Genomic DNA, 26071 nt, shown 5'->3' with positions numbered 1-26071 from the left:
CGACTCACCCTATCGGTTGCAAATCGAAACAGGACTATAAAGTTAGCGCAACCGGTGTTCCAGTGGAGAACTGTTTGGGCGGGGGCGGCTTGCACTTCAAGCACGCTATCTGCAATCGGATGCTGCGTCTTGTTCATATTGAACGACGTCTCCTCAGGTGGATATCTGCTTGTTGTCGAAAGCCCCCAGCCATCCGGACAAGGCCGGTTGCCGGATGACCGAATAATGACTGGCCTCGACGCGCAGCAGATTGACCGGCAGCGAAGTCAGGTCCTGCCAGCTTTCAACGAAGTCCCGGTCCAGGCCTTCGACGGCTCTCACCAGTGTGATGGTGACGTCACAAGGCTGCGGCCGGTACACTCGCAGCAGCCTTTCATGTGCGCTAAACACAGCCAGCAGCCGTGCAATGTCTTGCGGCCCGGCGCCCGGAAGCACAGCTTCAAACTGGGGAAAACCACGGACAAGCTCGATGACATCCTGATCAACGGCGAGATCCACTTCGACACCGAAGAGATCCCTGACAAACGCTGCCTTGCAATCCCGGTCGTCGTCAGGCCCCGCGCTTCCCGAGGTGATCCCCATCGCAACCAGGTCCTGCGGCGTGAAACTGTCGATGAGACCAAGGAAGGCGATTTCCTCGCCGGCCTGTCTCAGTTGCCGGGCAATTTCATAGGCGACGACACCGCCGAACGACCAGCCGCATAGCCTGTAGGGACCGCCGGCTTGCAGCCTCAGGATCTGCTGGCAATACCGTGCCGCCAGTTTTTCCAGGCTTTCGTCCCGACACGTTTCTCCCGGTTCCAGTCCCTCGGCACGCAGGCCGTACACGGGGATATCACGGGGCAACGCGTCGAGCAGTGGCTGGTAACAGGACAGAGTGCCCCCGACCGGGTGGATCAGGAACAAGGGGGCTTCCGTTCCGGCCTTTGCGCGATGTTCCGGCTGGCGGAGGGACACCATCAGCGGCACAGTTTCAGTGGCACCATTTTCTCTGCCGGAGTGGTCTGCCGTGAGACCGCGCTGCCGGAGCAACTGGGCCTGTGCGGCAACAGTCCCGGCCAGGGCGAGATCGGAAACCGAAAGCGCACAATTGAACGCCTGCTGGATCCGGCTCAGCAGGCGGACAGCCAGAAGACTGTGGCCTCCTGCTTCGGAAAAATCCGCGTCGATGTCGAGGGGCCTGTCCTGCGCACTTCGCCCGAGCACTTCAGACCAGATTTCAAGAAGCCTCGATTCAAGCCGGTCCCGGGGTGCCCGAATTTGACCGCTCGTGCTGCCCTCCGCACTTGCCGGCCTTTTGAGGGAATGACGGTCGATCTTGCCGCTGACGGTTTTGGGAAGCCGCTCAAGACACACCCAAACCGAGGGCACCATATGCGCGGGCAGCGTTTCAGAGACCCGACGTTTCACCTCCAGTTCGTCGAAGCTCTTTTCCTTGGCGCCGAGATAGGCGGTCAGGACCGGATCCCCTGCCCCGCTTCTTTCCAGAACAACGGCGACTTCACTTATGCCGCAGGAGGCGATAGCCGCCTCGACCTCTCCGAGCTCGATCCGGTACCCGCGGATCTTGACCTGATCGTCCAGCCGCCCGTGAAACTCCACAAGACCACCGCTATTTGCCCTGAAACAGGCAAGGTCGCCGGTGGCGTAAAGCCGGACTTGCCGGCCGGCGATCCGATGATCTCGAAACTTTGCCTGTGTCAGCTCGGGACGTTCGTGATAGCCGATCGCAAGACGGTCACCACCCAGATGCAGTTCTCCCACAACATTGTCCGGAACCAGATTGCCGTCCCGATCGAGAATAAAGACCTCCACGCCCGGCAAGGGACGGCCAATCGGAACGCTGTGATCCCGGCTGTTCTGCTTCACTGTGTGGGTCAGGGCGGTGATCGTCGCTTCGGTGGGGCCGTAGGCATTGATCAGGCGGCATCCTGCCAGAGCGCTGCGGCTCCACAGTTCCACCACCTCCGGGGCGAGCGCCTCGCCGCCGACGATCAGAAGACGCAGGGACAGGACCGACAGGTCGGCCTTGGCCTGTTCCCACGATCTCAGGAGCTCATGCAGCAGGACCGGTGGCAGATCGGCAACCGTCACGGCCCTTTCGCGGAGCATCTTCAGGAAGTCCAACGGTGCCTGCAGACCGTCGCTGCGTATTTCCAGTCTTCCGCCCTTGGTCAACACCGGCAGGATCTGCTCGATCGCGGTATCGACCGATGTCGGGGCGAATTGCAGCACGGCGTCCCCTGCCGTCAGTCCGTATTCCTTGGCAATCACCTCACAGTGGCCGGAGAGTGCCCTATGGGAGATGACCACCCCCTTGGGTGTACCGGTCGAACCCGACGTGTAGATGATATAGGCCGGATCCTGGGCCCGGACACCTGCGGACGGCGGCCGGGCCAGACGCCCCTGAAGTCCAGTGCGTTCCTTTGTCAGATCGATAATGACAGCTGCTGCATCGTCCAGTTTCCCGAGCCGGTCCGCATGGGGACCTTTTGTCAGGACGGCTGCCGCGCCGGCATCCTTCAGGATGGAACTCAGCCGCTCGTCCGGATGATCGGGATCAAGGGGAACCCACACGGCGCCGATGCTCATGACGGCCAGAAGGGCGGCAATGCCATCCGGATCCCGGCCAACCAGAACCGCGACCCGGTCTCCCCGTTTCACCCCGCGCCTTTCGAGGAAAAAGCCGATCCGCCTGAAACGTGAGACAAGTTGCCTGTAGCTGAGGTGGCCGGTTTCGCCGGTAACCGCAACTGCGGACGGCGTCTTTCGGGCCTGGGTAAGGACCTGTTCGTGAACCGGGACGGCAGAAGTCGATTGCGGACGGCTACGGCTCCAGTGGTGCAGGGCACGATCCACTTCAGCCTGAGTAAGCATCGGCATTTCGGAAATTGCCTGACCCGTCTTGTTCACGAGGGCTTCGAGCAACAGGCGGTAATGCTGCAGGAACCGTTCAAGCATCCCGGAGGCCAGGACCTTGCCGCCCGCATTAGCAATGATCAGCGCACCATTCGAACCGTTCTGGACCTCGATGCCCAGCAAAGTGTCGCCAGCCTGCCGGATCTCCGGGACAAGGCGTGCCTGTCCCTTACCGAAGCTTTCAAGGCCGGCCAGATCCTGCCCGAAATTCTGGTACGCGAATGTCACCTGATAAGGTGTCTCGCCGGTCGCCGTCCCGCCCAGGTCTCTGGCGATGGAGCTGAAGGGAAAATTGCTGCGGGCCAGCCCTTCACCGAGTTCAAGATGGACCTGCCTCGAGAGGCCTTCGCCGGTGAGCTCGGGACGCACCGCCAGACGCAGGGCAATCATGTTCGTGCAATATCCGACCGTTTCGGCAAAACGGGCTGACGGTCGTCGCAGCGTCGGTACGCCAATGACAAGATCCCGCTCGCCGGTGTAGCGATATAGCAGTGCCGCGAAGGCTGTCAGGTACAGCGAAGCCTGGCTCATCCCGAAGGTCTTGGCCAGGTCCGAAAGGGCTGCGCAAAGGTTTGACGGCAGCATCAGTTCCTGGCTGTCTCCAGGACCGCCGGCCTCCCGGCCAGCGGCCGGGTCGCGTGGCAACTTGAGGGTTGGCAGGGTTCCGGAAAGCTTCTGCAGCCAGTACGCCTTCTGGGCCTGCCCCTGTTCGGATGCCGAAAAGGCGGTTTCCCAGGCAACGAAATCCGAATAGTCCGAACCACTGACGTTGCCCGGTTTGGGTCCTCCCCTGGAGAAATGCTCGTAGGCGGTCCAGAACGCCCGTGTGATGACCTCCGAGGAAACGCCGTCGGTCACGATATGATGGGCGACAAGAAGGACGACACAGTCCTCCTTCTGTAGACCGCCTCCTGTGATATGTTCGACCCGGAAGACCTCTTCTCCCAGATCAAACGGGATGGAAGCGCGCTGACCCACGAAGGCCCTGGTCTCGATTTCCTTGGGAAGGGTTACAAAACGGATGTCAAGGGAACCCGGCCGTTCGACCAGAACAGGTTCCTCGTTTTCCAGGACGATGCGCGTTGCCAGGACCGGATAGCTGTTGGCCAGCCAGTCGACGGACTTTTTCAGCGCATCAACGTCCAGGGACTTGCATTCGAACGCAAGCGGAACGTTGTAATGCCCGCTGCCGGTATAGAGCGACTGAAGCGCCCACAGTCCCTTTTGGGCTTCGCCGAGGGGCAGTCGATAGGGACCGGCTGTGCCAGGAGCCTGCACCACCTCGTATTCAGGTTCGGCTGTCGAGCCAAGCGTCTCCAGATAGCCGGACAGCAGAGCAGGTGTTGGATGAGTCTCCATTTCGTGCTGGTTCAGCACCACGCCATAGGCCTCTTCAATAGCGTAGACCAATCGCATCCGGGCCATTGAATCGACGCCGAGCGTCTCGAAATTCCTGTCTCGGTCTATGTCGTCTGCCCGGCAGCCAAGTTCTTTGCCAAGCGTATTGCAAATCAGCTGCAGTGCCGATCCCTCGTCCGGCAGATCTTGATCCTGATCCTGATCCTGAACCTTGTTGTCAGGTAGGATCTTCACCGGAGCAGCAACGACGTTCCCTTCCTCGCAAGCGCGCGCTTCTTTCAGCCAGTGCCGTTCCCGTTTGAAAGGATAGCCGGGAAGAAACAGAAGCGGGCCTTCCCTGCTCACTTCCTGCACCGTGGAAGCGGACATCGGCCTTTCGTCCCCGCGGCAAGCCCCGTCCTCCAGTTCGGCGATGAGTTCGTCTGCATTCGAGGCGACAAACACCGCCTGGCAGTCGAGGCGTTCGCGGCCATGGCTGAGTGTTCTGGAAAGCGCTTCCAGCGATACGTCTTTTGTCTCGCGCAGGTACTGACCGAGAACAAGGCACAGCTCGCTTAGCTGTTCAGCCGTTCTGGCGGAGACCGGGAAGAGCCAGGGTCCGACGCTTTTGCTTGCCGCGCCGGCCGGGTCAACGACAGGAGCGCTCTCCAGAATGAGGTGTACATTCGAGCCACCGGCGCCGAAGGAGCTTATGGCTGCCCGCAGTGGTCCCTCAGATCCGGTCTCTCTGGTGGGTTTCCAGTCGGGTTTCCAGGGAGCCAGGTCTCTTTGCGGCCTGAATGGCGTGCCTTCGAAGGCATCCAGTGGTGCGGCCTTGCCGAACGAGGGAAACAGCTCGCGGTGTTCGAGTTGCAAGAGCACCTTGGTCAGCTGCGCAAGACCCGAGGCAGCCTCCGCGTGTCCCATAAGGGCCTTGACCGATCCTATCGCCGGGCCCGCAATTTCGCGGTTTGCGTAAACTCTGGCGAGTGCCCGGAGTTCGATGTTGTCCCCGATGCTCGCACCTGTGGCCGCTGTTTCGACATAGCCGATGGTGGCCGGATCGATGTTGGCGTTCCTGAAGGCATCTTCGAGCAGGCGGGCCTGTGCGTCCGCGTTCGGAACCGCATAACCGGCGGAATGCCCCGCGTGGTTGGCAAGGCTTTCCTTGATCACACCGAGGACCCTGTCCCCGTCCGCCAGTGCCGCTCCAAGTGGTTTCAGCAGTACGGCGCCGACCCCTTCGGCCGGCAAATAGCCGTCACCACCGGTGAAGGGTCGGGCGTCGGGCGTGCTTGCGACAAGTCCCGCCCGGCTGAGCGCTTCGTATTTGGCCGGATGAATTGAAAGGTTGACGCCGCCGGCGATCGCAAGCCTGCATTCCCCGGACCGCAAGCTCCGGCAGGCCTGGTGTACTGCCTGGAGGCCTGACGAACACATGCTGTCGACCGCAACGCTTGGTCCCTGAAGGTCGAAGAAGAAAGATGTCCTGTTTGCTATGCCAGCGTAGGAGGACAGCGCCAGCAGCGCCTGGTCCTCTTCATCCGAGGCCAGCGCGGGATACTGGTTGTACATGGCGCCGACAAAGACGCCGACACGCTTCTCATAGTGTTCGGCAAGCCAGCTGCGCGTGTGTCCCGCCCGCTCCAGCAGGTGCCAGGTCGTTTCCAGGAAGAGCCGTTCCTGAGGATCAGCCAGATCGGCCGCCCGCGGGGTATAGCCGAAGAATTCCGCATCGAAGCAGTCGATGTTGGAAAGGAAGCCACCCCATTTGCAGTGGCTGGAACCCGGCGCTCCCTTGCGAGGCGAATAGTGCTTCAGGAGCTCCTGCCGATCGGTCGGAATTTCGGAAATGCAATCGCTGCCTTTTCGCAGGATATCAGCGAAGGCCTCTATCGTTTCCGCTCCCGGGTACCGGCCGGCAACGGCGATGACCGCAATGTCCTTTGCGTCGACAAACGGTGCAGCTCTCATTGGGGCTGCAGGGTCTGGCCTCTTCAAAGGAGGTTCGGTCGGCCCGGCCTGTTCCGGTGCCGGCGGCTTCGGTGCGCCACCGCGTTCAAGCAGTTCATCGGCCAGACGATTGATGGTCTGGAATTCAAACAGGATGGTCTGGGAGAGAGGTCCGAAATGGCCTTCCAGCGCTTCGACAATCTCAAGTGCCGACACGGAATCGACGCCGAACCGGTCGATGGTGTCATCCGGCCCCAACCGGTCTTGCGGGATGCCGAGACAGGTGGAGAACGACACCTTGATTGCCGCGACGACCTTTCCCCTGTCTTCCAGGACCGCCGTCGAGCTTGCGCTCATGACCGCCACAGGTGCAGCTTCCGCAGCCATGCTGCTCGCACGTGTTTCTTCGACCGAGGCAGTCGGCGTCATCAGTGTGCGAAGTCGTTCGTGATCTCCGTCAAGAACCAGAACCTGGTCGACGTTGCGTTGCGCCACCAGGATGGCCGTCAGGGCGGCAAGCGCCGGACCGGTCTCCAGAGGCTGCACACCGGACGCGCGTTCCATGGCCGCGGCGGTGCGCTCGTCCATGTGCATGCCGCCTTCGCGCCAGTACGGCCAGTCGATGGAGACTGTCCTGCCGTGCCGGGTGCCTCCGGCAACCTGGCTGTTGCGCCAGGCTGCAAAACTGTCGAGGAAGGCATTCGCTGTCGCGTAGTCCGATTGCCCGGGATTGCCGAGGGCTCCGGCAGCCGATGCAAACAAGACCATGAAGTCGAGCGGTCTGTCGCCGATCACCTCATCAAGCAGGCGTATGCCACTCGTCTTGGGCGCAAGAACTTCCCGGAATGTTTCTTCGGTCTTTCCTGTCAACAATCCGTCACGGGTCAGACCAGCCCCGTGGATGACACCATCCAGCTCACCCTCGTCCTGTTCGATTTCATGCAGCAACCCGGAAACGGCGAGTTCGTCGGTGACATCAATGCTCCGGTAGCGAACACACGCGCCGAGCGCTTCGAGTTCGCTCAGGCCTGCACGGATTGCCGGTGTCATTGGAGACCGGCCGGTCAACCAGAGCGAGGGGCTGTTCACGGAAGCGGCGATTGCCTTGGCCACATGCTGCCCGATACCGCCCATGCCTCCTGTCAGCAGATAGACACCGCTATCTTTCCAGGGCAATTGCGAGACCTGCTGCGCGACTTCGAGTTCCTGCCAGGACCGAACGAAGCGCCGTCCGCGACGATAGCGGATTTCGCTCTGGTTCCCGGCGCACTTTGCGTCTTCCGACAGGCGATCAGCGAGATCGTGAACCGATCCGTCCGTTGCGACCAATTGCCAGCTCATGCCGGGATGTTCAAGCCTTGCACATCGCACCAGGCCGGCAAGACCTTCCAGAATGCTGTCCGTTCCACCCAGCGGAACGACGATCTGTACGATTGCTTCCCGACGGTTGCGCACAAGGTCCTGACAAAGCCTGAAAACATGCAGGGCGTGGAATTCGTACCGTGCGTCCACCGCTGTCTCCGGCGCCTCCAGCACCATGACCTCCGCCCCGGTTTTCCGAAGGTCTGCGGCCAGGTTCGGCATCGTGATGGCCAGATCACAAATCACCTGAAAAAGCTGACCTTCCGGTCGCGCTTCGTCTGTCGCTTCTGCCCGTTCCTGCCAGATTGTGGAATAGAGAAGCGGCATGGGGGCAGTCGGAACAGCGGCCTTTGCAGGCGCGGTTTCCTTTCCTGCAAGTTCGGGCAACCAGAAGCGATCCTCTGCAAAGGGATAGGACGGCAAGCTGATCGGGCGTGGTTTTACACGTGACCACAAGGCCTTCCAGTCGACAGCCGCACCCCTTGTCCAGGCCGCGGCAATTTCCTCAAGCGGGGCGGAAGGATCAATCGGCGTTGCGGGTCCGGATACCCGTGCCCGGAAAAGGCTACTGCTCGCAAATGCGCCTGTATCCGGGCGGATGAGGACGCTATCCAGCTTTTCTTGCAGCTCGGCTCTTCCGCGCGCGACAATCGCCAGCCGCTCCTCGAACGCCTCACGACCCTGTTGCAAGGTCCAGGCCACGGCCGGCAGGTCGTTGTCGGTCAGGCTGTCGAGCCGGAAGCGGAAATTCTTGAGCAACGCAGCCAGCCGCTCCGGATCGCGGGCCGAGAACGGATAGACCTCAGGGAACTCCCCGGCAAAGGAGGCTTCCCTTTCCAGATGTTCGGCGACAATGAAATGCGCATTCGAACCACCCGCGCCGAAGGAGGAAAGCCCGGCAATACGTGGCTGGACTTCCCCCGCCCTGAACGATGCCGGCCAGCGCGCCAGGGCCCGTTGAACGCTGAAGGGCGAGGCTTCGAAGTCGATATTGGGGTTCAACCTGCCGGAATGAATGGAAGGGGCAATCTGCGCGTGCTTGAGCTGCAGCAGAAGTTTGGTCAGCCCGGCGATCCCGGCAGCACTCTCCGCATGACCGATATTGGATTTGACCGAGCCGATGGCAGAGCGCGTCTGCGTTGTTCCGGGCGTGGCATAGGCCCTAGTGAGCGCCGCGAACTCGATTGGATCTCCCAGGCTGGTTCCCGTTCCGTGGGCCTCGACGTAACTCACGTCTTCCGGTGCGACGCCCGCTTTCGCCAGAGCCTTTTCGATCACCGCAGTCTGCGCTGCCGGGTTGGGGACAGTGTAGCCGTTGGTCTTGCCGCCGTGATTGAGCACCGACCCGAGGATTACGCCGTAGATCCGGTCGCCATCGGCTTCGGCCGTGCTCAACGGTTTCAGGAGAACAGCGCCGAGGCCTTCGGCGGGAACATAGCCGTCTCCGCCTTCGCCAAAACTCTCGCACCTCCCCTTGCTGGACAAGAACCGTCCCTGGGAGAGCGCAATGTATTTATTCCAGTGCGGGGTCAGGTTCACTCCGCCCGCCAGCGCAACCGCGCAGCTTCCGGACCGCAGGCTGTCGCAGGCAAGGTGGATCGCCGTCAGGGACGAGGAGCACATCGTGTCGACGGCCAGGCTCGGTCCATGGAAGTTCATGAAATAGGACACCCGATTGGCAATCGACGCCGCGCTACCGGTCAAGGCGGTCGGGGTTCCCTGCGCAGTCAGCTCGGGACCGTAGAGCTGGTATTCTTCCCACATCACTCCCACGAAGACGCCGACATCGCCGTGTTCTCCAAAGGCTGCCCGTGTGTAGCCGGCATCTTCAAGGGTTTCCCAGGCGCATTGCAGGAAGAGCCGTTCCTGAGGATCCATATAAAGCGCTTCTCGCGGCGCTATGTTGAAGAACATCGGGTCGAAACGGTCGTAGCCATCGACAAACCCGCCCCATTTCCCCGTGGTCTTGCCGGGTTGGCGAACGGGATCAAAGAACTGCCCGTGATCCCATCTTTCAGCGGGGACTTCGGTGATGCAGTCGCGCCCCGCGGCAAGATTTTTCCAGAAGTCTTCAAGTGTCCGTGCTCCCGGATAGCGGCCGGCAACACCGATAATCGCGATCGGATCGTCAGCAGGCGCATCGCCCCGTTTCATGGTCGCTGGTGCTGTTGCCTGCAAGACGGCGTCGGCGGGACGGGCCCCTTCACCGCACACCTCGGTGAGACGGTCTCCATGATTAGCGCGGAAATATCCGATCAGGGCTTCAAGGGTCTGGTATTCGAAGAAGAGCGTCTTCGACAGGGGGCCGAAATCCCGCTCCAGAACGTCCGTCAGCTGCATGATCAGGACAGAGTCGATGCCATAGTCCTCGAGCGGCGCCGTCAGCACGATGGCCGCCGGATCGATCTCGGTTTCCCGGGCGATCAATCCGACAAAATAGTTTTCAACGCGACCACCGCCGGCAATGGCCTTGGGAGACATCATGGGTGCTGCAGGTTCCTGCTCTCCCTTGGGTTCCTCCAAAAGGCGCAAGGTGAAGCCGGTAATCCGGACGCAGACAGCACCTGTGTCGTCCGCCAGATCGATATCGAGTTTGCGAAGCCCCTGGTTTGCCGGGCAGACAAGCAGATGGGCCCACATGGCCTCACTTGTTGGCCTGATCACGTCCATCCGGTCGATGGCAAAGGGCAGGGCCAGACCTGCGCTGCCTTCTTCTGAAAACGCGACAAGCGCGGCGTGGAACGCGGCATCGATAAGACTTGGATGCAGAATGTGCTCGCCACCTTTGGCTGCCTTCGGCAACTGCAGCCGTGCTAGCACCTCGCCTTCGCGGGAATTCAGCTCGGTGATCGCGCGGAATGCCGGTCCGTAATCGATCCCGAGCGCGGAGTAGCAGGCATAAAGCCAATCCGGGTCATGGCCGGTCCGACAGGCATTCTGAAGTGCATCGACGTCCAGTCTGCCGGGCAGCCCCTTTTCCGATACGCCGCCAATCTGTCCACGCATGAAGTCCGGCTCGCTGGTGCCGGTGGTGCTCATACGGAACTGCGAACCCTCCGGGTTCCCCTTCGAGAACCGGACATCGAGCGCCAACTGACCGGTATTGAGCTCTATGGGCCTGCGCCAGGTCACATTCGCGAAGCGCGCTGGAAGGGCGTCCACGGCCTTGTCTTCCAGAGCGGCTGTCAGCACGACTTCCAGGCTCATCGCACCGGGCAGAATACGGCTTCCGTGAACGACATGGTCCTTCAGATAATACCCATCCGCATTCAGCTGCCTGCCGTTGGACCGGGTTGAAATGGGTTCCGCTTTCGGCGTGTATCCCGGAACGGCATCGCCGACGCGGTAAATGTCGCGGGCAAACGGATAGGTCGGCAGCCTGAGCCGGCGACGCCGGCCTGCGTTGAGCTGCTGCCAATCCACCTTGCCGCCCCGGACCCAATGGCGCGCAATCCCGGCCGGACCGGCATCCTGCGGCAGAGACCCCTGTGGCCGGTCCGGTCCCTTGGCATTGCCGAAAAAGGTTTCAGGTGGTTCGCCGCCTGCCAGAACAGACGTCAGCCGGGACCGCAATTCATCGAGGCTTGAAACAACGCATGCGAGGCGCTCGCCGAGGCCGGATCTGCCTACCTGCAGCGTGTAAGCCAGGTCCGCCAGATCCGCTTCACCCAGACGACCGCTTTCAAGCTCGCAAAGAAGGTCACGGACCACGTCGTTCAGGCGGGTGCGGTCCCGCGCCGACAGCACGACGACGGCCGGTGCATCCAGACGGGACGGCAGGGTCGCCGCCTCCGCCCCGCCCAGGTATTCCTCCACCACGACATGCGCATTGACGCCGCCGAACCCGAAACTGCTGATGCCGGCTCGCAGCGGCAAGGTCGCTCCGCTTTCGTCCTTCACGGGCTTCCAGGGCCGTGCCTCCCGCACAATCTCGAAAGGACTTCCGCTCAAGTCGATGTAAGGGTTGACCTCCTCGCAATGGAGGCTCGGCGCGAGCTGGCGATGCTCAACCTGTTTCAGGACCTTGATCAGCCCGGCAACCCCGGCCGCGAGCTCCAAGTGTCCGATATTGGTCTTGACCGAAGCAAGCCCGCACACTGCTTCCTCAAGCCGGGCTGCACCCGTCGGCAGCGAGGCGAATGCCGATTTCAGGGCATTGATCTCGACCGGGTCTCCCAGGGCCGTGCCCGTGCCATGTGCTTCGATATAGCCGACAGTGCGCGGGTCTATGCCGGCGCGGGAATACGCGGTGGTCAGAAGATCGGCCTGGGCCTGCGTGTTTGGCGCTGTGAGAGAGTTGGCATGGCCGCCGTGATTGATCGCCGTACTGCGCACCACGGCCAGGATCGGATCGCCGTCCTGCTCCGCGTCAGACAGTTTCCGCACGAACACCATACCGACGCCTTCGCCGCGCACGTAACCGTTGGCCCCGGAAGAGAAGGTCTTGCAGCGGCCGTCGACGGACAACATGCCTGCCTTGGCAAAGTTGATATGGGCCTCCGGGGTGAGGATGGTATTGACGCCGCCGACAAGCGCCATGTCGCAATCTCCGGCCCGGATCGCCTGAACGGCCCGGTGCAGGGCGACCAGGGAACTGGAACATGCCGTCTCGACCGGTTCGCTCGGCCCGTGCAGATCGAGCAGGAAGCTGATCCTGTTGGGACCAACGGACGGTACCGACCCTGTCGCGACATAGCCTTCGCCGCCTGAATCCGCACCGATCATGTCCCGGTATCCGCTGGAGGATGTGCCGACGAACACGCCGACCTTCTGTCCGGCAAGGCTTTCAGGCGCATGGCCAGCGTCTTCGATCGCCTTCCACGCGTGGGTCATCATGAGGCGCTGCTGGGGATCCATCAGCCTGGCTTCGCGGGGCGAAATGCCGAAATGGAGCGGATCGAATTCAAATACGCGGTCGATGAAACCGCCCCAGTGTATGTTGGTTCGCGACGGATCCTGCCTCGGGTCACCGTCAAGCTGTTGCCAGGACCATCGGTCGGCAGGGATCCGGCTGATGCTGTCCCGGCCGGAGATCAGGTTGGACCAGAATTCCTCAGCAGTCGCAGCACCGGGAAAACAGCAGCTCTGCCCCACGATGACCACCGGATCGTCCTCGGCCTCAGATGGCCGGGAGACAGGGTTCGAGACATGAGGAGAGGAGACGCTTTCCGCAAGTTCGCCCGTGATGGCGGCCATTGCCAAAGTCTGCGTGCTGCCGGACGAACTCAGTTGCTCATCGTCCAGCGCGTCGCCAATGTGTCCTGCGAGGCGAGAAAGCGTTGCGAACTCGAAGAAATCGGCAGGCGTCAGGCTCAGGTTCAGGTCCGAATTCATCTGCGCGGCGAAGGCCGTCATGCTGACGGAATCGAAACCGAAGTCACCGAGCTCCGTATCGGGATCCAGCATCTCCGGGTCGATTTCGAGGGTTCTCGCCGCGATGCCGGTCACAAGCGTCAGCGTTCGTTTCTGCCGCTCTTCGCGGTCAAGGGCCGGCCGCTCAACCGTGGCCGCCTTGTCCGATGACGCTGCGCCCGGCAACTGTCGGGTGACAAAATCCTCAAGGCACAGGACGAGGGTACCGTCTTCGTTGCAAAGATCGACGTCTGTCCCCTTGGCTCCCTGTCTGGCAATTGCCCACATCCGGTCAGTCGTCTTGCCGAAAATCCTGATGCGGCGCACGGAGTAAGGCAGTGCCAAAGCAAGCCCGTCCTCTGTGTCATTCAATGCGAAGACGGTCTGCAGGGCACCGTCAAGGATCGAGGGGTGCAGCGCAAATCCGCTGTCGGCCTCCGCAGGCAGATCGAGCTGCGCAAGGATGCCGTCCGCGCTGCGCCACAGCCGCGTGATCGCCTTCTGCGCAGGGCCATAGCCGAGACCGAGGTTTTCAAGGCGGCGATAGAGGGCGTGTCTGTCCAGCTCGGCAGTCGCAACCTGCCTTGCTGCCTGGAGATCAAGTTTCGGCGCGGCTTCTCCGGAAATCGGACGGATAACGCCTTCCGCGTGCTGCTGCACGCCCCGTGCTCCTTTAGCGACAATCGAATAGCGGCAATTTTCCGAAGATCCGTCGGTCAACAGGACCTCCAGTTGCTCCGGCCCTGCCTTGACAGAGACCGCTCCCGTCCAGGTATGACCCGCGAGTTCGAAGGGCCCGCTGTTCCTGCCTGTGTCAGCGAGGGCGCGCTGCACCAGGTCGAAGGACAGGACGCCCGGTACTACCGGGTCGCCACTGACCAGATGGTCGCGCATGAAACTCTCTGACCCATCGATCCGGAGCGCGAAACTTGCTCGTGAAGGTCCGGTCGCCACTGCAGCCGTCTGCGTCCTGCCGACCCAATACTGTTTCTTTGCGAAGGGATAACCGGGCAAGGAAATACGGTTCCCTGGCCGGCCGTTGCGAACAGCGGCCCAGTCAACGCTCAAACCACCTGCCCAAAGCGCCAGCAGGTCATCCGCCCGCCCTCTTGCGGCGAGGCCGGAAGCAGCCTCCCGCAGGGGGGGATCGCTCTCGAGAACCGCAAGCGTCTTGCGCCCGGATTTTGTGTCTCCGGTGTGCAGTCCCTTGCCGATTTCACCAGCCAGATAGGTCTCCAGCCGTTTCTGCAGATCTTTTCGGGACTTGACTTGGAAGCCCATCCGATGATCCATCTGCTCGCGCGCAGTCTGTAGCGTAAAGGCGATGTCCGCCAGGCTTGCACCGGTACCTTCACCGGACAGGAAGGCGAGCAGATCGCCAGCCATCTCCTTCAGCTGATCCTCAGATTTCGCCGACAGAACGATGAGTTCCGGCACCTCATGCGGCGCAGGGTTGGAGGCCGGGAGCGGTGCCAGATACTCTTCCAGAACCACGTGGGCGTTGGTACCGCCAAACCCGAAACTGCTGACACCTGCCCGGCGCGGCAGCAGATTACCGTCTCTGTCCACGTCATGCGTCCAGGGTTCTGCCTGTTGCGCCACACGGAACGGGCTGCCCTGCAGTTTCAGATAAGGATTCAGGTCTTCGCTGTAGAGCGAGCGCGCGATCTTGCCGTGCCGCATTTGAAGCAGAACCTTGATAAGGCCGGCAATTCCTGCAGCAAGTTCCAGATGACCGATATTCGATTTCACCGAGCCGATGGCGCAGCTTTGTCCCGGGGCAGACCCGAAGGTGGCTTCAGCATCGCGCGCAAGATCTGAAAAAGCTGCGGTGAGAGCCTCGATCTCGATCGGATCGCCGAGCGGCGTTCCCGTGCCGTGCGCCTCGATATAGCCGACCGTTCGCGGATCTAGCCCGGCGCGCTTGTAGGCAGTGCGAATGAGATCCGCCTGGGCTTTCGGATTGGGCGCCGTGAGAGACGCCGCGTGACCGCCGTGATTTTCGGCACTCGAGCGGATCACGCCCAGGATCCTGTCGCCGTCGCGCTGCGCGTCAGACAACGGTTTCAGAAAAACCAGTCCGACGCCTTCACCGCGTGCGTAGCCATCTGCCCGGGCGGAGAACGGCTTGCAGAGCCCTTCCGGCGACAACATGCCTGCCTTGGAAAAGCCGACAAAGGCTTCCGGCAGGAGCAGCGCGTTGATGCCCCCGGCAATTGCCGCCGAGCAATGTCCCGCCCGGATCGCCTCGGCAGCACGATGGACCGCGATCAGAGCGCTGGAACAGGCAGTTTCAACCGCGATGCTCGGACCGTGAAAATCGTAGAAGTAGCTGATCCGGTTCGGCCCCAGCGACGGGGCGAGGCCGGTCATCGAATAACCTTCAACCTTGGTTCCCGTTTCCGCGATGAGCCGGCTGTAGCCTGTGTCAGCAGTCCCGATAAACACACCCGTGCTGGTTCCCGCCAGCGCGGAGGGGGCGTAGCCTGCATCTTCCATCACGCGCCAGGCTTGGGTGAGCAACAGGCGCTGTTGCGGATCCATCATCCGGGCTTCCGGCGCTGAAATGCCGAAGAAGGCGGCATCAAAGGCGGCCATGTCCTTTATGAAGCCACCCCATTTGACGTTGCCCTTGCCGGGTTCCGACAGGGGATCCCCCCAATAGTCCCGCCAGTCCCAACGTTCGGAAGGCACTTCGCCGATGGTGTTTCTGCCTTCGTTCAGGATATCCCAGAAGGCGTCAATATCGGGAGCACCCGGGAACTGCCCGCTCATGCCGACAATGGCCACCAGGTCATCGTGGCGATGGGGGACCGGTGAAGCTTTCGGCGCATCAATGACCGCTGCTGTCGATGGACTCGACACAGCGACAAGTTCACTCGCCTCAACTGTTACGTCCGACGCGACCTCGCCCTCGGTTGCAGACACTCCGAAGGCGGCAGTCATCGCGTCAGCTTCTTCTGCACCGAGATAATCCGCCAAACCATCGAGCGTCGGAAATTCAAAGAACAACGTCGGCGTCAGTTCCAGACCGAAACGGTCATTCAGCCTGTTGGCGAATTGGGTGAAGCCGATGGAATCGAACCCGTATTCTGTCAGTTCCTCATCCGGCTCGAGGTCCTCTTCCGAGACCTTGAGCTGCGCACCGGCTTCCTCAATCAGGCTTGCGAGGATCAAGCGGCGCAGAGCGCCTGTTTCGACAGGCGGCCGGTTTCCCGGTGGTGTGCCCGGTTTCGAATTTGTCGAGACACCAGGGTTTTCATGCTCGAAAGTGGCGCTGACAAAACGCCGGATCCGCTCACCGTCTCCCGGTGCAATCAGAACTCGCGTTTGTGTGTCGCCCAGGACGGAATAAAGCGCTTCGAGCCCTGCGTGGGTCTCAAGCGGCACAAGGCCGGTTGTCCGACGCATCAGCGTTTCCTGCTCCGGTGCGAGCGACATGCCGCCCTCGCGCCAGAGGGGCCAGGCGACGGACACCGTCTTACCCTGACATTGCCCCGCGTCACGCCGTCTTTCCCGAGCCTCGGCAAAGCCGTCGAGGAAACTGTTGGCCGCCGCGTAGTCGGCCTGGCCGACATTGCCGACAATGCCGGAGATCGAGGAATAGAACACGAGGAAGTCGATCGGCGCGGCGCCGATTGCCCTGTCCAGGGCCACGGCACCTGTTACCTTTGGAGCCAGCACATCAGCGAGCTGGTCCGGGGTCTTGCGCATAAAGCCATCGTCCCGGATGGCGCCTGCGGCGTGAATGACACCATCCAGCTTGCCGTGTTCGCTCCGGATTACCTGCACGAGGGTTTCGACCGACCGTGCATCGGAAAAGTCCGCAAGCCTGTGATGCAGGGTCGGTGTCTCGGCGATCCAGTCAGCCACCTCGGGCTTCGGCTGGTTTCGGCTCGCAAGAACCACCGTCGCACCGGGGACCGTCTTGATGATTTGCCGGCCCAGCGCAATCCCGAGCCCGCCGGTCCCGCCCGTGATGAGATAGACACCATCGGATTTCCACGGCAATGACGCCGGTTCCGGCGCGGTCGAGACCTCTTCCCAGACCTCCAGCGACAGGTCTTTTCCCGTCGCCTTCAGGCATGATCCGGCGGGCGCGCCGGCGGCCTTCTTCAATTGCTCCGCCAGATTCCGAGAGGCTGGTCGATCCGTGAGAACCAGAACCTGGCCACGGAAAGCCGGGTGCTCACGGCTTATGCTGCGGATCATTGCCACAACACCGGCCAAGGCTTGGTTGTTCTCTTCCGGCCCGATAACCAGCAGCATCTGCACCGGTCCTGCCGTCAGCGCCTCTTGAGCGATGCTCAGGGTCTGGCTGGCCAGTTTCAGGAAACGCTGATCAAGGGACGTGGCAGGTTCGTCCTGTAGCGGACGGACATCCCAATCCGGCAACTGGGTGGACAGATCCCCTGCATCCCTTGAAGCTGCCGACAGGAGCATTATGCGCCGCCCGTCTTGCGCTGGCACGGCTTCCGCATCGAGTGGCCGCCAGCACGGCTTGAAGCGTAACGTCGCTGTGTCCGCGGACTTGTCGAGCGTTCTCGTCGTGAACCCTTGCAGCGATAAACGGATCCTTCCCTGTTCGTCGATCAGGTCAATATCCATCTTGCGCAAGCCTGAGCCTGAGCCCGCCTGTTGCCGGACATGCGCCCACATGTGTTTTTCGCAGGCGCCAAAGATCTTCACGCCCTCGACCGAGAACGGCAGGGCAGCCGCTTCGGGAGCTTTGCCGGAGGCATCCAGCGCCAGACCGATTGCCGCTTGCAGTGCTCCGTCCAGCAGGCTCGGGTGCAGGCCGAAATCGCCGAAACCTGCCTCCAGGCTTCCTGGAAGTTCAAGTCTGGCAAGCACCTCCCCGCCAGTTGAGGCCTCCCGGGTAACGGCAAGATCGGTGATCGCGCGATGGCCTTGTCCATAGACCAGCCCCATGGCGTCGAAACCGGCATAGACCTCGCCAGCTCCCAGACGGGTTGCCGGTTTCCCTCGAAGACTGTCCAGGTTAACGGAGAGCGCGTTTGCCTCCAAATTGGCGGCAATCCGCATTTGGGCATGCAGAAGACGTTCGCCGTTTTCCGGTGTGCTGAAGATCTCCGCGCGCAGGCTTCCCTCCCCGAGGCGGGAGAGCTCGCAGGTGATCCGAACCGGCGCTTCGACCACCAGAGGCGCCATCCAGACGACCTGCCGGAGAGCAGGATGCGCGATGCCTTCCTGAACGGCGGCCGCCCGCGCCAGTTCCAGATAGGCAACACCGGGCAGGACCGGTGAACCGGCGACCTTGTGGTCCTTCAGGAAGAACTCGCTGCCGGTCAGCGACAACTGATAAATTCCGTGGCCAGCGGGAACCGGTGTCAGAGAGGTCTTTGAGGCCTCGGTGGCACCCTCCCCGTCAGGCAGCCAGTAGCGCTTGCGCTGGAAGGCATAACCCGGAAGGGCAATGCGGTGCGGTCGCGTTCCGGCAGGAAGCGCTGGCCAGTCCACTTCGCCGCCCGAGACCCAGTGCCGGGCAATTGCGGCCGGGTCTTCCGTGGAAGGATCGAGAGGTCGGGTCTTTTGCTTGCGACCGGCCGCGACGGTTCCACGTTCCGCGACATCGCCGCTGCCGGCGAGAAACGCGTCCAGCTTTTTGGTGAGGTCCTCCCGGTCAGAGGCTACAAAGGCCACGCGGTGACGCAAAGCGTCACGACCGACCTGAAGCGTATAGGCAAGGTCCGCCATATCGTTTTGCGCAATCGCGGGCTTCAGCCGGGCAAGCGCCTCCAGAAGCGCTTGCTCTGTCTTAGCGGAAACGGGAACGACGACCGGTCCTTGGGAAGAGTGCGGCGATTGCAGGCCCAGCCCGGCATATTCCTCGATCACGAGATGCACATTGGCTCCCCCGGCTCCAAAGGAGCTGATGCCGGCACGCCTGGGGACCTCCTCGCCATCGATCAGTGGCCGTCTCCAGGCTTCCTCATCCTGAAGCAGATAGAAGGGACTGCCGGAAAGTTCCAGCAGTGGATTGGGTTCCGCGCAGTGCAGTGTCCGGAAGAGCGTCTTGCTCTTCATGGCAAGGAGCACCTTGATCAGTCCGGCAACACCCGCTGCTGTCTCTGCATGACCGATGTTGGACTTGACCGAGCCGAGACCGATTTTCGCCGCGTCTGGTCGCTCAAGATCCCAGTCCCGGTAGAGTTCACCGAAGGCAAGCTTCAGTCCCTCCACCTCGATGGGATCTCCGAGTGGCGTGCCCGTGCCATGACACTCGATCAGGCCGATTGACCGCGGATCGACGCCGGCCTGTCGGTGGGCCTCTACGATGAGACGGCCCTGTGCCTTGGGGTTCGGAGCTGTCAGCGATGTCGCCCCACCGCCGTGATGCTCCACCGATCCCCTGATGACACCGAGGATCGGGTCGCCGTCCCGCTCCGCGAGATCGAGGCGCTTCAAAAGCACGGCTCCGACACCATCTGCCCGGGCATAGCCGTTGGCGTCCTTTGAAAAGGTCTTGCAGCGCCCGTCCGGCGTGATCATGCCGACCTTGGAGAACATGATGTGCTGCGTCGGCGAAAGCATAAGGTTCGAGCCGCCCGCAATTGCCATTTCGCAGCCTTCATGGCGGATGCTCATCACGGCACGATGAATGGCTACCAGCGAACTGGAACAGGCGGTATCGACAACTTCGCTCGGCCCGTGGATATCCAGAAGAAAGGAAAGGCGATTAGGGCAAAAGGCATGCCCAAGGCCGGTGAGCTGCTGGGCATCCATGATCCCCGCGCGGTTCACCATGTCGGTGTAGTCCAGCAGATTGATGCCCAGAAACAGGCTGATCTTCCGCCCGGCCAGAGACCCCGGCGCGTAGCCACCCTTTTCGATCAGGCTCCAGACGCACTCCATGAACAGGCGATGCTGCGGATCCATGAGTTCCGCTTCGCGCGGCGATATGTTGAAGAAGCCCGCGTCGAAATGATCGGCCTCCGGAACGAAGCCCCCGTATTTGACGTCTGTGAAAGGTCCCTTCTTCGGATCACCATAGACCGCCCGCCAGTCCCACCGCTCGGCCGGAACCTCCTCGATGCAGTCCCTTCCCGCCCTCAGATGTGCTTCGAAGGTCTCCAGATCCGGACTTTGCGGAAATTTGCCTTCCATCGAAACGATGGCGATCGGCAGTGCATCTGCAGGTCCCTTCGCGCGTTCCGGCTCTGTCCGGGGACGAGGTCCGGCTTCGGTTGCCCGCGCAGCCGCGCGGTGGCGACGGATCCAGGTTTCTTCCCAGCCCGGATCACTCTCTCCTGCGGTCTCCATTTCCGGTATTTCAGACGTTGCTGCCGCGACCGGTATGTTCTCTTCCAAGACCGGCGCCGGTACCTGTTCAGCGTCCAGCTTCGCGTAATGGGCTGCTATCGGTGAAGTGTATCGCTCCAGCAGAATGCTGCTCAGGTCATCAAGGTGTTTGGCTTCGAAGAAAGTGGTTGGTGCAACCGAGATCCCGAAATGCCGGGAAATCTGCACCATGATCTCGGTGATCGCGATGGAATCGACCCCCAGATTGGCGAGATTTTCCTGCGGCTCCAGTTGGTCTTCGGGCATGTGCAGTGCGGCGGCCGCGATCCGCCACACATCGAGCGCAAGCCTGTCGGAAACACTGGTCACACCGGCACCTTCTGGCGAACAGCTGTCCGCTTTCGCCTCTTGAGACCGGGATGCCACGCGCGCACCGGCCCGCTCGACCAGTTCCTGATCAAGGATTTTCGCCATACGGGCGCGCAGGTCATTGCCGGATCCGGAACTCATTGCAAGGCGGCCTCTCTTGTGACCGGTGCCTCTTCTGCCAGCATATCCCGGTATCGGCGCATGTGGCCGAGCAGCTTCCAGAGATCCGCTTCCCACTGATGCCGGTAACTGTCGATGAAATAAGTCTGGCCAAGATCGGGAGTATCGGACTTCTTCGCGGCGAGGAAGCGTTCCAGTCCGGCGGTTTTGCCGAAGAACGCCCTGGCATAGTTCAGCACGAACAGGCCCTGTGTCTTCAGGCCGTCTCCTAGTCCTCCCGCGGCGTTGATGAAGCCCATGAACAGGATGTTGTCGAGATTACGCGGCGTGGAATGCAGGAAAAGATCGGGAATGCTGCCATTCCATTCCAGGAGTGACCGGTCAAGGAACGGGAAGTCGCGGCTGTATCCGGTAGCATAGAGCACGAGATCAATTTCTGCCGGAGCCCCTTCCCTGAAATGCACTGTCTTGCCATCGAATTTCTCGATAGCGCCTCTCGGGGCAACATCGCCGTGGCCGATATGATAGAGCAGCAGCGAATTCATGACCGGGTGTGCGGCATCGAGCGGATAGTCGGGCTTCGGAAGTCCGTAGTCGGTGCCGTCATACCCTGCGAGCCGGAACACTTCCTCGATATAGGCGAGCGTTTCTTCCTTGGTGGCGAACTTGTTGCCCAGTTCCATCATCCATTGCGGCGTAGGTTTGCCGGAAATGAATTTCGGCTGGTAGTAATACCCCCGTCGCGTGCTGTGCAGGACGGTTTCCGCCGTCCTGATGGCGTCGACGGCGATATCGCAGCCCGAGTTGCCGCCGCCAACGACAAGCACACGCTTGCCACGCAGCTGGTCGGCCGACTTGTAGTCGCGCGCATGCAGGACCTCGCCGGAAAATTGACCGGGAATGGCAGGCTCCGGAAAGCGCGGGACCCGCTGCAGACCATTGCAGACGATCACCAGCGGATAGACGATGTCGTGCCCAGCGCTGGTCTTCAGACGCCAGCTGTCGCCCTCGGGTGTCAAGGTCTCGACCGCGGCGTTGAAACAGGCGCTCTCATAGACACCGAAAGCCTTTGCGTAGGAGCGGATATAGGCCAGCATCTGACGATGGTTGGGATAGGGAGGATAGTCCTCCGGCATCGGAAAATCGGCAACCTGCGTGTTGAATTTCGGTGAAATCAGATGGAGGGAATCGTAGGTCCGTCCACATTTGGCATCCCCGTTCCAGACTCCGCCGAAATCCGCTTCGGCTTCGTAGAGATCAACCTTGATGCCGCCATCGATCAGTTCGCGCGCGACGCCGATGCCGGTCGGTCCGCCGCCGATGATCGCAACCTTGCTGGATGAACGGCTCATGAGTGAAGATCCTCCCTGATCAGGATATCCCGGCTGCGTTCCAGCGCCGTCACCCGGACACCTTCCAGGCGCAAGGCCTCGGATCCGTCTGCACCAAACATCTCAACCTTGTAAGACACTGGCCCTGAACCGGCGCGCTCCTGAACAATTCTGACAAGTGCCTGGTCTCCAAGTGGTGCAAAGCCAATCATGCATTCCATGCTGCGCGGAAAACGCAAGGCATTGGCAGCCCCGGCATCGGCGGCACAGCCGCCGGAATGGAAAGCCAGCAACCGCCAGACCGCATCCAGATGATATGGATCGAACAGGATATGCCGACGCTCCGCGGCAGTGCCCCGGAAAAGCTCCAGCCGCGCGGTCAGCACATCCCCCGCGTGGGAGACTTCCGAAACGCGCGCCATTTCCGGCGTCGGCGGCCCGGAATGAACGGCGCAGTGTTCGGCAAATTCTCGAAACGTCTCCGAGACATTCCTGCCGGGCAGCGGCTCGGCGAAAGCGACGGACGAGCGGCTCGTCCCCGTCTCGATGCCTAAACTTCCGGAGCCCAGATGACAGGGACCGCTTTCATCCCCGTCCGCTTCTACCCTGTAGAGCAATCCTTCCTCGTCGGACATGACGACAAAGGTAAGGTCACGCGGTTTTCCGTTGATGGCGACCGGTTTCCCCCAGATCAGCTGCGCGAGACCGGAAACGGGTTTTCCCGACAGCCGCTCAAGGGCACTACGGGCCATCTCCGGTAGGGAAAGACCGGTCATCAGACGTGTTTCGCCCGTCAGATGCGTGGTCAGATAGGGCTCGTCCCCGTGGATACGCAGTGTGATCCGGCCGATTTCGCCCTCGGATGGCGAGTTTCCGAGCAGGACACCTTGGGCCGGCATCCTGGAAACCGCTTCGCCGGATTGCATTTCATCGGGTACAGGCACCCAAAACCGTGTCCGGGCAAATGGATATCCCGGCAGATGCAGACGATTGCCCACCCGAGCCGGCCAGTCGATATCGAGCCCCTTGGCCCAAAGCTCCGCAACCTTGTTCAGGTGTTGCGTGTCTGCCGACATCAGCCATTTGCGCAACAGCGTCTCAGTTTCACCATCCGCAGAGAACAGGGCCGTCGCAACATCATCACCGGACGACAGATGGACGCCTTCGAGACTTCCACCGGATGTCACGGAGGCGATTTTCCGCTGCAGATCATCCCTGCCGGAATAGACGAAAGCCAGCCGTTCCCTGAACTCGGGCCGGCCGGTCTGCAGGCTCGCGGCAAAGGCGTCAAGATCAAGGTCCGGTTCGGCAGCTATGAAACGCTCCATTCGGGACGCGTAGTCCATCAGGCTATCCCGGTCCCTGGCGGAAAGCACAAAGATCGGTGGTGTTGCCTTGCTCTCTGCCCTGGCGACCGGGAGATATTCCTCCAGCACCAGGTGGGCGTTGGTGCCGCTGAAGCCGAAGGAACTGACTGCGGCGCGCCTCGGTACGCTGTTGCTTGGCGGTGCCCAGTCCGACAGGATCCGACTGACGGCAAAGGGTGACCTGTCGAACGGAATGTGACTGTTGAGGGTCTCGATATTGATCGAGGGCGGGATCTGCCTGTGCTCAAGCGACAGCATGGCCTTCAGCACTCCGGCTATACCGGCGGATGCAAGCAGGTGGCCGACATTGCTTTTCACCGAACCGATGGCACAGCGCCCGTTGGCGGGCACGTCAGCGAAGGCGTCCGTCAGGCCCTCCACCTCGATCGGATCGCCAAGAGGCGTACCCGTACCGTGGCATTCGACGAGCCCAATGGTTGCCGGATCAATGTTGAACCGCGCGTAAACGTCCTTCATCAGTGCCGTCTGGGCTTTCGGGTTCGGCGCCGTGATACCGTTCGTGCGCCCGTCCTGATTAACACCCCAGCCCCGGATGACGCCGTGGATCGGATCACCGTCCCGTTCTGCATCCGACAAACGCTTCAGAACAACGGCACCTACGCCTTCGCCGGGCACGAACCCGTTTGCCCGCTCGTCGAAGGAATAGCACCTGCCGTCCGCCGACAACATGCTGACCTTGGACGTATCGATGAACATGTTCGGCCCGACCAGAACACACACCCCGCCGGAAAGGGCCATGTCGCAGGTGCCGGACAGGAGAGCCTCGCAGGCCTGCGCAGTTGCGACCAAGGAGCTGGAACAGGCTGTGTCGATGGAAAGACATGGGCCGCGCAGATCCAGCAGATAGGATATGCGGGCCGCCAGGATCGATCCCGAACTTCCAAGCAGGCTGTAAGTGTTGCGTTGCTCGATCAGCCCTTCATAGCCGCTCGGTCCGGAGGCAACATAGACACCGAAGCGCTTGCCAGAGAGACCTGATGGATTGATTGCCGCATCCTCGATCGCATGCCAGGCCGTTTCCAGGAACAGGCGCTGCTGCGGATCCATCAGCTCTGCTTCCAGGGGCGTTATGTTGAAAAAGCGCGCATCAAACGCCTCCACATCCTCAAGGGCCCCCATCCACTTGCAATAGGTCTTGCCCGGAGCCTGGGGATCAGGATCGTAATAGCGGCCGATATCCCAGCGGGACGCCGGCACTTCATCGATGCAGTCGCGACCCTGGGCGATGTTCTGCCAGAAAGCGGCCAGGTCCTCTGCCTTCGGAAACTTGCCCGCGGCACCGATAATCGCAATCGCCTCTTCAGAACTGTCGACAGCATCCTCTCTGGTGGACTTGGTCTCACCGACGCGGGGTCCCGGTTCGGATCGAGCCGCTTGACGGAATTCGCTATCCTGGGCCTGCGGTGTCGCAACAGGCGCTGGCATCGCGACAGGCGCTGGCGTGTCTACAGCCGGCACGAGTTCGGAGACATGTCTGACCAGTGCGCCGACGGTCGGGTATGCATAGACTGCGGTTGCCGGCAGACTGATAGCGTAGCGCTTGTTGAGGTTACGGATCCAGGTGACCGCCAGAATGGAATCGAGACCCAGATCCAGGAAGCCGGCACTGTCTGTGATATCGGACGGCTCCAGCATGAGATCCTCGGCCAGCGACGCGACGATCTCGGCGCGTAACAACTCCCGGGGGCGGGCGCTTGCCGGATCAGCGGTCCCGCACGTCATAGGCTCCGGCTCCTGCGATGCCGGGATCGCATCAGACGGCAAGCTGTCCTGCCGTGCACTGACGAGTGCCGCCACATGGGTTGTGAGCGCCTTTACGGTCGGGTGGGCATAGATGACGGTCGCGGGCAGTTCGATTTCGAAGAGAGTATTGAGTTTCCGGACCCAGGTGACCGCCAGAATGGAATCGAGACCCAGGTCGAGGAAACTGTCCTCCACGCGAATATCCGCCACATCAATCATCAGGTCACCTGCAAGCGACCTGACAAGATCGGCCTGCAGGGCAGCGCTGTCGAACGGCGCTGCCGTTCTGGGCTTCTCAAGATCCGGCAACCGCGTGTCCTCGCCAAACTTTTCCGCAATACGTTGCCGGACCGTCTCGTTTCCGATGAAGGTCCTTTCATGCATCGCCAACTCGCGTTCCAGCACTGTGTCCAGCATGCCCCGCAGGGGCTGGACTGCCTTTTTCTTGGCATCGATAAGGCTTTCCCGGCTCTCGCGCGCTAGGACATGCGCCGCTGCGAGGGCGGTCGGCAGGACCTGGCGTGCAGGCTGCACGACGATGCGGTCGGACCGCGCTCCAAGATCCCGGCCCCGGTACTGACGGGCGCTGAAGAGGATTTCGCGCCCCAGGTCGTCGCCGAGACGATGCGGGAAGATCAGTGTCGCTCCCGCCCCCGGCGTGAAGCCGTACCAGAGATAGTTGCTGTGATAGAGGCCTTCGGTTGCCAGAATGGCATGGTCGCAATACATGCCGAGCGACCAGCCGGCCCCGATGCCGTGACCCTGCATCGCCGCGATCACCGGCAACTCGCACTCCAGCGGCAACGAGTAGATCCGCCGGTCGGTGAAACGGCTCCCACCCTTCTGCAGATCGGCAAGACCATCCCTGGTGCCACCGCAGGCGAAGTAGTTGTCATGCCCCGTCAGGACCACCACCCTGGCGTCGGAAAGCTC

At 61.6% G+C, this 26071-nt stretch carries 3 protein-coding genes (1 of these 3 only partly in view); all 3 read right to left on the bottom strand.

Going from position 1 to position 26071, the window contains the following annotated elements; translation table 11 throughout:
* Positions 1 to 153: 153 nt before the first annotated feature.
* Tightly spaced (each overlapping or abutting the next), the 3 genes in view from ACYQ54_RS25010 to ACYQ54_RS25000 form a layout consistent with a single transcriptional unit that may run on beyond the window.
* Positions 154 to 20697: an amino acid adenylation domain-containing protein gene (locus tag ACYQ54_RS25010; RefSeq protein WP_460087336.1), complete on the bottom strand. Its 20544-nt coding sequence runs from the start codon at positions 20695 to 20697 to the stop codon at positions 154 to 156.
* Positions 20694 to 22028: a flavin-containing monooxygenase gene (locus tag ACYQ54_RS25005; RefSeq protein WP_460087335.1), complete on the bottom strand. Its 1335-nt coding sequence runs from the start codon at positions 22026 to 22028 to the stop codon at positions 20694 to 20696. The genes ACYQ54_RS25010 and ACYQ54_RS25005 overlap by 4 nt, the downstream gene beginning before the upstream one ends.
* On the bottom strand, positions 22025 to 26071 hold the 3' end of the coding sequence (locus tag ACYQ54_RS25000; RefSeq protein WP_460087334.1) for an SDR family NAD(P)-dependent oxidoreductase. Its footprint extends 16773 nt past the window's final position; only the last 4047 of its 20820 coding nucleotides appear in the window; its start codon lies off the right edge, out of view; the stop codon is at positions 22025 to 22027. Before ACYQ54_RS25000 ends, ACYQ54_RS25005 begins: the two co-directional genes overlap by 4 nt.

The sequence above is a fragment of the Roseibium sp. LAB1 genome (genome assembly GCF_054658235.1).
The sequence above is the reverse complement of the archived record's forward strand: the minus strand, read 5'-3'. Positions and strand labels throughout refer to the sequence as shown.

Coding starts and splice junctions, on each gene's coding strand:
- ACYQ54_RS25010 (WP_460087336.1), bottom strand. CDS start 20,697: ATGAGTTCCGGATCCGGCAATGACCTGCGCGCCCGTATGGCGAAAATC.
- ACYQ54_RS25005 (WP_460087335.1), bottom strand. CDS start 22,028: ATGAGCCGTTCATCCAGCAAGGTTGCGATCATCGGCGGCGGACCGACC.